We start from the raw sequence: 13,714 nt of genomic DNA on the forward strand, positions 1-13,714 counted from the left end.
ATGACGCGCAAAGAGGGCTGCTTCAGGAGATACCTGGAGCAGCCCTTTTTGCTTGTGCGGGGCATGCTCCCGGCAATATAGGCTCCTTGACACCCCGCCCCGGCCACAGGCACAAGCCAGGGGTGCGGACATGTCCGCACGGGAGCGCAGAATGACGGACGAACTCACACAGCCGGGCCGACTGGGTCGGTTCTTGTTGCGCCTGCGCCGGGCCGAGCCGAAGCAACCCCGGTGGTGGCACTTCGCGCCGCACGCGGTGTTGGCAATAAGCTACTGGCTTGTAACTTTTTTCTTCCAGTCGTTGCGCAATTCCGGGTTCCGCGCCATCTGCGACATCGACTTCATCCTCCTCTTCTTTATTATGTGGCCAGGCATTCATATCTCCCTGCCGCGCAGCCTGTGGCTCTGGCTTCGTTCCGGCTCCTGGCAGGGGGCCATCTGGCTTTTAAGGCCAACGTTGCTACTATGCGCTTTCCTCGGCGGCACGCCTATATCTCAGGCGGGCAAGAGATGGGAATTCGAAAAGCAATTATCTGAACGCAACCAGGTGGTTCAGATAATCCTCGCAGCCACTTCAATGCCGCCCGTCCAAGGCCGACGGGTGGAGATTGAACTGCCTCAAGGATACCAGCACCTTTCCCGGCGTGGGCGTGTCAGCTTGGAGGGCAAGGAAGGGACCACTCTCTTGGTTTTTCACCGCCCTGCTGCGGAGTATATCTATTACGTTGGCAGCCCGTTGCGGCGCACAGTCCGCCAGGATTGGTACGACGACCACTGGAGCCTGGAATCGGCAGGCTCAAAATGAGCAACACTTGCACCGGCCCTTTCTGAACAGTAGCGGCCCACACCTGTAATATGACCCAGTGGCGGGCTCCGCCGCAGAGCCGCCTTACCCTCCCCAGCCTTGATTCTTCCCGCCGCATTCCCTATCTTCCGGGCCGATGCGCATTCCGCACAGCCACGCGAAAGACAAGGAGCCACCCATGCCCGAGATCACCCTGGCCGGACGCAAAATCGGACCCGAGCACGCCCCGCTGGTCATCGCCGAGATCGGCATCAACCACGAGGGCGACTACGCCAAGGCCGAGCGCATGGTGCGAGACGCGCACGCGGTCGGCTGCGAGTGCGTGAAGTTCCAGTGCCACGTGGTGGAGGACGAGATGAGCCCGCAGGCCAAAAAGGTCATTCCGGGCAACGCGGACGTGTCCATCTACGAGATCATGGAGCGCTGCCAGCTCTCTGAGGCCGACGAGCGCCGCCTGAAGGACCTGGTGGAGAGCCTTGGCATGATCTACCTGTCCACGCCGTTCTCCCGCGCCGCGGCGGACCGCCTGGAGTCCATGGGCGTGTGCGGCTACAAGATCGGGTCCGGCGAGTGCAACAACTACCCGCTCATCGACCACATCGCGGGCTTCGGCAAGCCGATGATCCTCTCCACGGGCATGAACAGCATGGAGAGCATCTCCAAAAGCGTCGACATCATGCGCGCCCGCAAGGTGCCCTTCGCGCTGATGCACACCACCAGCATGTACCCTACCCCGCCGGAGAAGGTGCGCCTGGGCGCCATGGTGGAGCTCATGCAGGCCTTCCCGGACGCGCCGGTGGGCCTGTCCGACCACACCATGACCATCTATCCCTGCCTGGGCGCGGTGTCCCTCGGGGCCTCCATGCTGGAGCGCCACTACACCTCCGACAAGTCCTGGCCCGGCCCGGACGTCTCCCTGTCCATGGATCCCGAGGAAATGCGCCAGCTCATCGAGGGCAGCCGCATCATCCACAAGGCCCTGGGCGGCACAAAGGGCGTGCTGCCGGAGGAGCAGGTGACCATCGACTTCGCCTACGCAAGTTGCGTCACCATCGCGCCCATCAAAAAGGGCGAGGCGTTCACCAAGGCCAACCTGTGGGTCAAGCGCCCGGGCACGGGCGAGATTCTGGCCGAGCACTTCGAGGGGCTGCTGGGCAAAGCCGCCACCCGCGACATCGACCCCGACACCCAGCTGACCTGGGAGCTGGTGGCCAAGTAGCCGCAGGCTCCCTGCCGGGCCGCTCCCTTTGGGCGGCTCCCTTTGGGTGGCTTTGGCCCGGCCTACCTGTGGGCCGCGATTGCCTGGCGGCCTATCTGTGGGCCGCTATGGCGGTCGACGCGATGAGGCTGCCCTCGGGGCAGAAGTCGAACAGCACCTCGATCCGCGAGAACCCGGCGATCTTCAGCATGTCGATGAGGGCGTGGGTGTTGGCCGTCCATTTGCCGAAGCTTTTGTCCGAGAGCATCATGACCGACGCCGGCTGGCCCGGGTGGATGGGGTCGTACGGCGCCATGCGCACAGTGCGGCCCGTGACGATGAGCGTGCCGCTGGTCATGTCGAACAGCTTCCGCAGGCAGTAGAACGGGTCGCGCAGGTGATAGTACAGGCCCAGGCACAGGGTCAGGTCGAAGGTGCCGTGCACCAGCGGGTCCAGGTCCTCCACGTAGGCGGCCAGGGGCCTGGCCTTTGAGCCGTAGCGTTTGTAGGCGAAGTCATAGCGCTTGAAGCCGCTGCCGTCCTTCCATTCCGGCCCCTCCACCGAGACCACTTCCGCCGCGCCGCGCGCCTCGCACTCGAAGGTGTAGAACCCGTCGGAGGAGGCCAGGTCGAGCACGCGCTTGCCGGTCAAGTCCTGCGGCAGCCTGATCTGCTCCAGGAACTGGTAGGTCAGGATGCCCTTGGTGGAGCGGGTGAACTGCCCCGGCCCCAGCGGCATGCCGAGGAAAAAACTGCCCAGGTGCTCGCGCGGGGCGCCTGTTTCGGGGGTGTCGCCCACGGGCGGCAGGGTGGCGGCCTTGGCCGCCAGCTTCGAGAGCCTGGCCGCGTCGTCCCAGTACTCGCGCAGGGAGTCGGCCAGGAGGATGTCCACCTCAGGGCCGAGCAGGGCCGCCAGCTCCGCGCGCATGGGCGCGGAATATTCGTTGGAGGTGATGACCACGCAGTCGACGCCCAGGGCCTTGATCTCGCCGGGGCCGTGGACCGTGAAGCCCTGCTGGCTCAGGCCCTGCTTGTTGGGGTCGCGGTCGGCCAGGCCGACGATGTTGCCGAGGAAGGCGGGGTGCCGGGCGCGCAGAAAGCGCAGGAAATAGTCCGAGCCGCTGGCAGCCGGGTAGAGCAGCGCCCTGCGCTTGCCAAGCAGCCTGTCTATGCCGATATGCTCAACGAATTCGATGTTCTGCGCCATGCCCGTCCTCGTGCTTTGCTCGCGTGTTGCGTTTGTTTCCGGGCCGCGCGCCCGGCGCGCATCATATGCAAGGCGCGGGCCGATGACAATGGCGTGAAGAGAAGTGGTTCGCCTGAATTAAAGCTTGCCTGATTTCCTCTGGCTGGAGTATTGATAAAGCCATGTTCCCTCAAACCAGCCCCTTGACGCGACGGACTGTCGCCCTTTGTCTGGTGCTGGCCGCGCTCGTGGCCGCCCTGCCGGTGCGCGCGCAGGCCGCCGAACCCTTCCGTCTCAACACCGATGGCGCTCCGCCTCATTCCAGCGCCGACGGCAAGGGGTACGAGGACCGAATCGTCGCCGAGGGCTTCCGGCGCATCGGCGTGCCGGTGCGGCTGGTGGTGCTGCCTTCCGAACGGGCTCTGCAAAACGTTGTGCAGGGCATAGACGATGGCAACTACCCGCGCATCGACGGTCTCACCGCCAATTATCCAGAACTCGTCATGGTGCCCGAGTCCATGAGCACTTTTCCCTGTGCCGCCTTCACCCGCGACCCCGCGCTCAAGCATGTGTCCTGGGGCGATTTGAATGGCCCCCAGGCGGCCTATGTCCGGGGCTGGAAACTGGTGGAGCGGAACGTCCCCGACCCGAGCAAGCTCAAGCGCGCCCGCGATCAGGAAACCCTCTTCCTCATGCTGGACATGAACCGCGCCCAGGTCGTCATTGCGGACCTGTACACAGGTCGAGAGATCATCCGCCGGAGAGGGTACAAGGGCATGCGTGCCTTGTTGCCGCCCTTGGCCGATCCACCCATGTACATCTACCTCAACAAGCGCCACGCGGTGCTGGTTCCAAGGCTGGTCGAGGCGCTGCGCGAGATGAAGCGCGACGGCACCATCGAGCGGCTGACCAGGGCGGGGCTGGCAGGCTACGGGGTTGACGGAGGGGCGCCATGAGCCGCGCCGAGAGCCCTTGCCGCCGCCGGAGCATGCTTGCGGCGATGCTTCTGTGCCTGTGCCTCGCCTTTCCGTCGCGCGCGCAGGCCGCCGAGCCCCTCCGTCTCAATTCCGCCGACCCCGCCCCGCTCTCCCGGCCAGGCGGCACCGGCATCAATGACCGCATCGTCGCCGAGGCTTACCGGCGCAACGGCCTTCCCGTGCGGCTGGTGCGGCTGACGGCCGAGCGGGCCTTGCTCAACGCCAACGAGGGCATCGACGATGGCATTTACGTGCGCATCGCCGGTCTGGAGCGCGTTTATCCGAACCTTGTCATGGTGCCCGAGCCCGTGGGCGAATTCCTGTTCACGGCCTTCACCAAGGACCCGGCCATGCGGGTCAACGGCTGGGACGGGCTCAAGCCCTACCACGTGGGCCTCGTCACCGGCTGGAAGATCGTGGAGGCACACACCGCGGGCGTGCGCGCCCGCACCAGCGTCAAAAACGAGGAGTCCCTTTTCGCCCTGCTCGATAAGGGGCGTGTCGAGGTGGTGGTGCTGGACCTGCTCACCGGGCTGGAGGCCGCCCGCAGCCGGGGCTATCAGGGTGTGCGCGCCCTCAGCCCGCCCCTTGAGCGCCGGAACATGCACATCTACCTCAACAAGCGCCACGCGGACCTCGTGCCGAAGCTGGCCGCGGCCCTGCGCGAGATGAAGCGCGACGGCACCATCGAGCGGCTGACCAGGGCGGGGCTGGCAGGGGTCGGGATTGCCCAAGAGGCGCCATGAGCCCCGCCGCAGGGGTTGCGAGGGCGGCGCACTTTCCAGGGAACAGGCTGGGTTGCTTGCTCAAAGCCCGCGCATGGCTTATCGTTGCGATTGGAATTGTAATGACCCCACAAGAGGCCGGGCAGGAGCAATGAGCGAAAGCAGTCAACACGCAGCATGCACGCGCACGGCGCCACGCGCCTGCCGGTTTGCCGGGGCGGCATCATGAACGGCGCGGCCATGCGGGTGAAAAATCCCCTGACCAGACGACTGCTCAGGCGGGTGCTGCTCTTCAGCGGCGTGCTCATCGTGCTTTTTGCCGGCGCGCGCGCCTGGTGGGAATATCAGCGCACGCTGGAGGCCGTCTCCGAGGAGTTCAAGGTCATCGAGAGCACCAAGGCCAAAAGCGCGGCCGCCTCGCTCTGGGATTTCGACCGCGAGCAGCTGTTGCTGCACGTGGAGGGCATCCGGCATTTCCGGTACATCACCTTCGCCAGCGTGCGCGACGCGAGGGGCGTCGTCGTCCAGTCCGGAGAGCGGCGGAACAAGGGCGTGCTTGACCGGGAAATCGCGCTGCGCGTCGTGTACAACGGGCAGAGCCAGGAGCTGGGCGTGCTGCACCTCCAGGCCGACCTGGTGGCCTTGCGGGGCGAGGCCTTGCGCACCGCATGGGTGGTCCTGGCCTTCAACTCCGCCATGGTGCTGCTGGTGGCGGGGCTCATGTTCTGGCTCACCAGCCGCATGGTCTCCCGGCATCTGGCCGCCGTGGCCGAGCACCTGGGCGCCTTTACCCTGGGGGGCGACAACGCGCCCCTGGCCCTGGAAAAGAAGCCCGCGGGCGATGAGCTGGACATGCTGGCCCAGACCTTGAACAGCATGCAGGAAGGGCTCTCCAGGTCGTACGCCCAGGTGCTCGCGGCGCAGACCGAGGTGCGCAGCATGGCGCGCTTCTACCAGGAGAACCCGAGCCCGGTGCTGCGCGTTTCCGCCTCGGGCCAGTTGCTCATGGCCAATAACGCCAGCGTGGAACTCCTGGCGCACCTGGGCCTGTCGGTGGGGCACACCCTGCCGGACGAATACGCCAGCTTTGCCGCCCGCGCCTTGCAGCAGGGCGATGTGCAGCATTTCGAGCGCGATTTGGCGGGCCGTTCCTACACCTTCGCCGTCCGCCCGGTGCCTGCGGACGGGTACGTCAACGTCTACGGGCTGGACATAACCGAGCGCAAGGCGGCGGAAGTGGCCCTGCGAAAGAGCGAGGCCGTCCTCCAGGCGGCCATGGACCAGAGCCAGGCGGGCATCGCCATCGCCGACGCCCCCAGCGGCCGCCTGCGCTACGTGAACAAGGCCGGGCTCATGATCCGCGGCGTGGCCGACGAGACCGTCCTCGGCGCGGGAGTGAACCAGTACGTGGGCGGCTGGAAGATGCTGGACCTGGACGGCCGCCCGCTGGAGACCACGGAGGTGCCCCTGGCGCGCGCGGTCCTCTACGGGGAGACCAACAGCCGGGAGTTCGTCATCCGCCGGGCCGAGGGCGACGACCGCATCGTCTGGGCCAACGCCGCGCCCATTCTGGACGACCACGGCCAGGTCAGCGCGGGCATTGTCGTGTTCCTGGACATCACCGCGAGGAAAAAGGCCGAGGAGGAAGTGCGCAGCCACAACGCCTGGCTGGAGTCCTTGGTGCGGGTCCTGCAACACAAGGCCGACTCCGTGCAGGAGTACCTCGACATCGCCCTGACAGAGTCGCTGAGGCTGACGGGGAGCCGCATCGGCTACGTCTACCACTACAGCGAGGAGCGCCAGGAATTCGTGCTCAACACCTGGTCCAGCGAGGTCATGGCCGAGTGCGCCGTTCCGGGCGCGTCCAAGAGCTACCATCTCGACAAGACCGGCATCTGGGGCGAGGCCGTGCGCCAGAGAAAGGCCATCGTGGTCAACGACTTTGAGGCTCCCAATCCCCTGAAGCGGGGCTACCCGGAAGGCCACGTGGCGCTCAAGAACTTCATGACCGTGCCCGTGCTCCAGGGGGAGCGCATCGTGGCCGTGGCCGGGGTGGGCAACAAGCAAGGCGACTATCAGGACGTCGACGTGCAGCAGCTTGCCCTGCTCATGAACTCCTGCTGGCAGGTGGTGGGACGCCTGGACGCCGAGCTCGACGTGCGCAACTCGCTGCACGAAAAGGAGATACTGCTGAAGGAGATCCACCACCGCGTGAAGAACAACCTGCAGGTCATCTCAAGCCTGCTCTTCCTCCAGGCCGAGTACGTCATCGACCCCCAGGACCGCGCCATGTTCGAGGAGAGCCAGAAGCGCATCTCGGCCATGGCCCTGGTGCACGAGGAACTCTACGGCTCCGACGACCTGTCCAGCGTGGCCATGGGCGAGTACGTGCCCAGGCTGGTGGAGCGCGTGGTGGCCAGCTCCGACGAGGGCGTGCAGCTGGACTTCGCGGTGCAGGAGATGCGGCTGCCCATCACCCGGTCCATCCCCTGCGGGCTGGTGCTGAACGAGATGGTCATGAACGCCGTGAAGCACGCCTTCAAGGGGGGCCAGGAGGCGCGCCTGCGCGTGGCGCTTGAGCGCAAGGACGGCCACATCGAGCTGAGCGTGGAGGACAACGGGCCGGGCCTGCCGCTTAACTTCAGCCTGGAGAGCCCCGCCACCCTGGGGCTGACCCTGATCACCAGCCTGGCCCGCCAGCTTGGCGGCACGGTGAGCGCCCAGACCACGGCTGACGGGGCGCTCTTCCGTCTGGTGTTCCCGGTGGAGGAGCGCACATGAGCCGGACGCTGACCTTTCTCGTCGTGGAGGACGAGAGCATCATCGCCCTGGCCATCACCATGCAGATCAAGCGCCTGGGCCATTGCGTGGGGGCCACTGTGCCCTCGGGCGAGGAAGCCCTGGCCGCGCTGGAGGCGGTGCGCCCGGACCTGGTGCTCATGGACATCCACCTGAGCGGCGAAATGGACGGCATCGAGACGGCCCGGAGAATCCGCGAGCGCGGCGGGCCGCCGGTGGCCTACATCACCGCCTACACCGACCAGGAGACCCGCGCCGCGGCCCTGGCCACCACACCCCTGGCCTTCCTGCCCAAGCCCGTCGGCCCGCCGGAGCTCATGGCCCTGGCGCGGCAGGTGGCCGAGCTGGGCTAGTCCCCTTCCGCCGTGCCCCGGCCCTGGCCGGTGCGACTACGCAATAACCCTTTGCCATGTTGCATAAATGCACAGGATGGCGTTATGGGACGCGAAAGAGCGTCTCGTGCGCCATGGTCCTGCACGGACAAGCAAAGGAGGGGAGGGATGAAGCTGCCGTTCGGAAAGCCCGGCGTTTCCCGCTTCATCTTCGTGACGCTCCTGCTCGTCTTCAACTGGCCCATTCTGTCCATCCCCAGGCCTGAGAACCTCTTAGGCTGGCTGTTCGCGGCCTGGGGGCTGGGCATCGGGGTGCTGTTCCTGGCCGCGCGCGGCGCCGCCGACGCCGACGACGCCGACGACGAGCCGGGCGGGGGCGCCGATGTTTAGTCCGCTCCTGGTGCTGCTGTTTCTGGCCTGCTACATAAGCGGCCTGTTCCTGCTGGCCAGGTGGGCCGAGCGCCGCTCCGAAGCGGGCCGCCCGGTGACGGACAACCCTTGGGTCTACGCGCTGTCGCTGGCCACCTACTGCACCAGCTGGACCTTCTACGGGTCCGTGGGCAAGGCCGTGGGCTCGGGCCTGATCTTCCTGACCATCTACATCGGGCCGACCCTGTGCGCGGCCCTGTGGTGGAGCATCCTGCGCAAGCTCGTGCGCATCAAGTCGAGCTTCCACATCACCAGCATCGCCGACCTTTTGGCCGCGCGCTACGGCAAGAGCCACCGCATCGCGGCCCTGGCCACCACCGTGGCCTTCCTGGGCAGCGTGCCCTACGTGGCCCTGCAGCTCAAGAGCGTCATCTCCACCTTTTCACTGGTGGCGGGTGGGCAGTCGGTCATCCTGGACTTCGTCGGGCCGCTGGTGGTGGGGCTCATGATCGCCTACACCATCTTGCTCGGCGTGCGCCGCATCGACCCAACCGACCGCCACCCCGGCATGATCGCAACCATCACCGCCGAGGCCGTCATCAAGCTGGTGGCCCTGGTGAGCGTGGGGCTGTTCGCGGTGTATGGCCTGCACGGGGGCCTGGGCGACCTTCTGTCCAGCCTGCCGCCGGACCGCCTTTCCGCCATCCTGTCCCTGGGGGGGGCGGGCTACACGGGCGGCTCGTCCTACGTGCTTTGGGCCAGCTATCTGCTGCTGGCCATGTCCGCCATCATCTTCCTGCCGCACCAGTTCCACTTGGCCGTGGTGGAAAACGCAAGCGAGAAGCACATCCGCACGGCGTCCTGGGTGTTCCCGCTGTACCTGCTGGTCATCAACGCCTTCGTGGTGCCCATCGCGGCGGCTGGCATCGCGGCCGGGCTTGATCCTTCGCGGGGCGACATCTACGTTCTGGGGCTGCCCGCCCTGCACGGCAGGGCCGGCCTTGCGCTGCTGGTGTTTCTGGGCGGCTTTTCCGCGGCCATGTGCATGGTCATGGTCTCGTCCATGACCAACGCCGTGATGCTGACCAACCATGTGCTGCTGCCCGTCATCGAGCGGGTGTCGGCCCTGCACTTCCTGAAGCGCCGCCTGCTGCAATGCCGCTGGGCCTGCGTGGCCTTCCTGATTCTGGTCTCCTACTGGTTCGAGAGCGTGGTGGGCGAGTCCTACATCCTGGTGAACATCGGCATCATCGCCTTCGGCGCGGTGCTGCAGTTCGCCCCGGCCATCCTGGGCGGCATCTTCTGGCGCGGCGGCACCAGGGCCGGCGCCTTGGCGGGCTTAAGCGCCGGGTTTCTGCTCTGGATGCACACCATGCTGCTGCCGGCGCTCTCCAAGAGCGGAAACATCTGGGGCGGGCCGGTGCAAAACGGCCTGTTCGGGCTGCCCCTTCTGCGCTCCGAGGCCCTGTTCGGCCTGACCAGCCTGAACCCGGTGACGCACTCCGTGTTCTGGACCCTGACCTTCAACCTGGGCCTGTACGTCCTCGTCTCCCTGCTGACCGCCCCCTCGCGCGAGGAACTGGCCGTGCTGGGCGAATTCACGGGCGAGACCTCCCGCCGCGAGCGCGAAAGCGGGCCGCAGGTGGAGTCGGACATCGACCTGGCGGAGAAGTGCAGGCTCATGGAGCGCACGCTCATGGAATACATGCGCAAGGCGGAGGTGCAGGAGATCATCCTCGGGAGCATGCGCACCCTTGACCTCTTCGGCCGCACCAGCATCTCCGTGACCATGCTGGCCGCGCTCTACGCCGAGGTGGAGAAGGCCTTCTCCGGCGTGGTGGGCGCCGCCGCCGCGCACAAGGCCCTGGGCAAGGCCGGGGTCTTCACCCCGGAGGAGACCAGGATCCTGAGCGACGTCTACGGCAGCATGCTGGCCGAGATGCGCATCACCCCGGACGAGATGGTGCGCCGCATCGACTACCACATCGAGCGCGAGCGCCTGCTGACCCGCCACGCCGACGAGCTCAAGGAGACCATCCGCCAGCGCGAGCTTGAGATCGTGGAGCGCAGGCGCGTGGAAGAGGCCCTGCGCAAGGCCGAGGAAAACTACCGCGGCATCTTCCTGAACGCGCCGGAGGGCATCTTCCAGACCACGCCGGAGGGCCGCTTCGCCGTGGCCAACCCGGCCCTGGCCCGCATCCTTGGCTACGGCTCGCCAGAGGAGCTCATGGCCCAGGTCACGGACGTGGGCAAGCAGATCTACGCCTACCCCCTGGGCCGCGCCAGGCTGTTGCGCATGCTCTCCGAGAACGGCTCCGTGGACGGCATGGAGATGGCCATGCGCAAGCGGGACGGCACCCTCATCTGGTGTTCCATCATCGCCCGGGCCGTGCGCGACGCCGACGGCAACCTCGTGCGCATCGACGGCATGCTCTCCGACGTGACAGAGCGCAAGAAGGCCGTGGAGGAGCTGCGCGAGAGCTCCGCGCGCATCAGCGCCCTGTTCAACGCCACCTCCGACTCCGCCATCCTCATGGACGTGGAGGGGCGCATCCTGGCCATCAACGAGCACGGGGCCATGCGGCGCGGGCTCTCCCCGGAGGAGATGACCGGCCACTACATCTACGACCACCTGCCGCCCAACGCGGCCGAGACCCGCCGCCTGCAAACCCGCGAGGCCGTGCGCACCAAAAGCCCGCGCAGCTTCGAGGAGGAGCGCGACGGCTTCTACTACTCCGTCACCATCTACCCCATCCTGGACTCAGATGGCACCCCCCGGCAGCTGGCCAGCTTCTCGCGCGACATCACCGCGCGCAAGCAGTCCGAGGAGCTGATCCAGCGCCTGAACGAGAGCCTGGAACAGCGCGTGCTCGAGCGCACCCAACAGCTGGAGGAGGCCAACCAGGAGCTCAAGGAGACCCTGGAGCAGCTGAACCGCACGCACAGGCAGCTGGTGGAGTCGGAGAAGATGGCGTCACTTGGCGGGCTGGTGGCGGGCGTGGCGCACGAGATCAACACCCCGGTGGGCATCGGCGTCACCGCGGCTTCGCACCTGGAGGACAAGACCAAGGCCATGCTGGAGGCGTACCATGGCGGCGAGCTCAAGCGCTCCAAGCTGGAGGAGTTTCTCGGCATGTGCGACGAGTCCACGCGCATGATCCTCTCCAACCTGCGCCGCGCGTCGGACCTGATCCGCAGCTTCAAGCAGGTGGCCGTGGACCGCTCCACCGAGGAGCGCCGCTCCTTCAACCTGTGCGAGTACCTGGACGAGGTGCTGCTCTCGCTCAAGCCCCACCTGAAGAAGACCGCCGTGAAGGTGGAGCTTTCCTGCGACGAGAAGCTTGTCATCGATTCCTACCCCGGCGCCTTCTCGCAGATCCTGACGAATCTTGTGATGAACGCCCTCACGCACGCCTATGATCCAGGACAGGCCGGGATAATACGAATTAACATCGGCCACAACGAAGGGCGCATGCTCATCGTGTTCAGCGACGACGGCAAAGGCATCGCGCCGGAACATCTGGACAAGATTTTCGAGCCATTCTACACTACCAAGCGAGGACGTGGTGGCACGGGACTTGGCCTGCACATCCTCTACAACATCGTGACGCAAAAACTGCAGGGCACGGTGCGTTGCGAGAGCAACCCCGGACAGGGGACCACCTTCACCCTGGACATCCCGCTTGAAGGATCGAGGGCCCAATGAGCATACACGCGGACGACGAACTCTTGTTCAAGGACGAGGCGCCACAGCAGAAGGCGCCTGTGGAAGGCTGTTCCCTGACCATGAACGGGGCCTGGAAGGTTCTCGTGGTGGACGACGAGGCCGAGGTGCACGACGTGACCCGGCTGGTGCTCTCCGGCTTCCACTACAAGGGCCGACCGCTGCAGTTTTTCTCCGCCTACACCGGGCAGGAGGCGCGCGAGATCCTGACCGCCAACCCCGACATCGCCGTGATCCTGCTCGACGTGGTCATGGAGGAGAACGACACGGGCTTGCGGCTGGTGCAGTACATCCGCGAGGAGATGCAGAACCACTTCGTGCGCATCATCCTGCGCACCGGCCAGCCGGGCCAGGCCCCGGAAGAGCGCGTCATCGTCGAATACGACATCAACGACTACAAGGAAAAGACCGAGCTCACCGCCCAGAAGCTCATCACCACCATCGTCTCGGCCCTGCGCACCAGCTGCGACATCGCCACCATCGAGGCCAACCGCCGGGGGCTGGAGAAGATCATCGAGGCCTCGGAGAACATCTTCGAGCTGCAGTCGCTGGAAAAGTTCTCCACAGGCGTGCTGACCCAGATCACGTCCATCCTGGCCCTGCACAGGAACGCCGTGGTCTGCCAGGCCTCCGGCTTCGCCGCGGTGAACCACAAGGGCCAGTTCAACATCCTGGCCGCCACCGGCGACTTCCAGGAATACGTCCGCAAGAACGTCGAGGACGTGCTGCCCGCGGAGATCCACGCCCTGGTCGTGGACGCGGTGCAGAAGCGCACCAGCCTGTTCTTTAACGGCAAGCGCTACGTCGGCTACTTCTGCAGCCGCAACGGCTCGGAGTCCGTCATATACCTGGAGGGCTGCGCCCCCCTGTCCGACCTGGACCGCCAGCTGGTGGAGATCTTCTTCACCAACGTCTCCATCGCGTTCGACAACCTGCACCTGAACAAGGAAGTCGAGGACACCCAGCGCGAGATCATCCACACCCTCGGCGAGACCATTGAATGGCGCTCGCACGAGACCGGCAACCACGTGCGCCGCGTGGCCGAGTACATCTACATCCTGGCGCTGAAGTACGGCCTGCCGGAAGAAGAGGCCCGGCTGCTGCGCCTGGCCGCGCCCATGCACGACGTCGGCAAGCTCGGCATCCCGGACAGCGTGCTGAACAAGCCCGGGCTGCTGACGCCCGAGGAGCTCGTGCTCATCCAGACCCACCCGTCCATCGGCTACGAGATCCTCAAGTCCTCGCAGCGGCCCATGCTCAAGGCCGCGGCCATCATCTCGCTGCACCACCACGAGCGCTATGACGGCACCGGCTATCCCACCGGGCTCGGCGGTGAGGGCATCCACGTCTATGGCCGCCTGGCCGCCGTGGCAGATGTCTTCGACGCGCTCATGAGCGACCGCATCTACCGGCCCGCTTGGTCCGTGGACCAGGTGACGGAGCATTTCGGCAAGGAACGGGGCAAGCACTTCGACCCGTCCATGACCGACATCCTCTTGAACAACCTGGACGAATTCCTGACCATCCGCGCGGTTTACAAGGACTAGGCCGCAGGACGGCCTGGCGCCCGGCTGGCGGGCAAGCAAAAGGGGCGGCCTG

10 protein-coding genes are annotated in these 13,714 nt (G+C 66.0%); 9 read left to right on the top strand and 1 reads right to left on the bottom strand.

Features of this window, described 5'->3' with window-relative positions:
* The first annotated feature begins 151 nt into the window (after window positions 1–151).
* Both RDU24_RS10925 and RDU24_RS10930 read left to right on the top strand, forming a co-directional pair.
* Window positions 152–805, top strand: coding sequence for a hypothetical protein (locus RDU24_RS10925; protein WP_308735791.1), 654 nt, complete (start codon window positions 152–154; stop codon window positions 803–805).
* A 178-nt stretch (window positions 806–983) separates the two neighbouring features.
* Window positions 984–2,024 (top strand): N-acetylneuraminate synthase family protein, encoded by a 1,041-nt coding sequence (locus RDU24_RS10930; protein WP_308735792.1) that lies wholly within the window; start codon window positions 984–986, stop codon window positions 2,022–2,024.
* Window positions 2,025–2,115: 91 nt separating this feature from the next.
* Here RDU24_RS10930 and RDU24_RS10935 read toward each other — a convergent pair whose 3' ends face one another.
* Window positions 2,116–3,210: a DUF1698 domain-containing protein gene (locus RDU24_RS10935; RefSeq protein ID WP_308735793.1), complete on the bottom strand. Its 1,095-nt coding sequence runs from the start codon at window positions 3,208–3,210 to the stop codon at window positions 2,116–2,118.
* Window positions 3,211–3,371: 161 nt separating this feature from the next.
* Between RDU24_RS10935 and RDU24_RS10940 the strand changes: the two genes are divergently transcribed.
* From RDU24_RS10940 to RDU24_RS10970, 7 genes are all read left to right on the top strand, one after another.
* The gene (locus RDU24_RS10940) at window positions 3,372–4,145 is read left to right on the top strand and encodes a substrate-binding periplasmic protein (RefSeq protein ID WP_308735794.1); all 774 of its coding nucleotides are present in this window, start codon (window positions 3,372–3,374) and stop codon (window positions 4,143–4,145) included.
* Window positions 4,142–4,912: a substrate-binding periplasmic protein gene (locus RDU24_RS10945; protein WP_308735795.1), complete on the top strand. Its 771-nt coding sequence runs from the start codon at window positions 4,142–4,144 to the stop codon at window positions 4,910–4,912. The genes RDU24_RS10940 and RDU24_RS10945 overlap by 4 nt, the downstream gene beginning before the upstream one ends.
* Before the next feature lie 156 nt (window positions 4,913–5,068).
* The gene (locus RDU24_RS10950; RefSeq protein WP_308735796.1) at window positions 5,069–7,672 is read left to right on the top strand and encodes a histidine kinase dimerization/phosphoacceptor domain -containing protein; all 2,604 of its coding nucleotides are present in this window, start codon (window positions 5,069–5,071) and stop codon (window positions 7,670–7,672) included.
* A complete protein-coding gene (locus tag RDU24_RS10955; protein ID WP_308735797.1) occupies window positions 7,669–8,043 on the top strand; it encodes a response regulator in 375 nt (124 codons plus the stop codon). Before RDU24_RS10950 ends, RDU24_RS10955 begins: the two co-directional genes overlap by 4 nt.
* Before the next feature lie 147 nt (window positions 8,044–8,190).
* Window positions 8,191–8,412: a hypothetical protein gene (locus tag RDU24_RS10960; protein ID WP_308735798.1), complete on the top strand. Its 222-nt coding sequence runs from the start codon at window positions 8,191–8,193 to the stop codon at window positions 8,410–8,412.
* Window positions 8,405–12,097: a PAS domain S-box protein gene (locus RDU24_RS10965; RefSeq protein WP_308735799.1), complete on the top strand. Its 3,693-nt coding sequence runs from the start codon at window positions 8,405–8,407 to the stop codon at window positions 12,095–12,097. Before RDU24_RS10960 ends, RDU24_RS10965 begins: the two co-directional genes overlap by 8 nt.
* The gene (locus tag RDU24_RS10970; protein WP_308735800.1) at window positions 12,094–13,662 is read left to right on the top strand and encodes a DUF3369 domain-containing protein; all 1,569 of its coding nucleotides are present in this window, start codon (window positions 12,094–12,096) and stop codon (window positions 13,660–13,662) included. Before RDU24_RS10965 ends, RDU24_RS10970 begins: the two co-directional genes overlap by 4 nt.
* Window positions 13,663–13,714 lie beyond the last annotated feature (52 nt).

It is taken from the genome of Humidesulfovibrio sp., assembly GCF_031082295.1.
In the GTDB taxonomy this organism is placed as follows: domain Bacteria; phylum Desulfobacterota; class Desulfovibrionia; order Desulfovibrionales; family Desulfovibrionaceae; genus Humidesulfovibrio.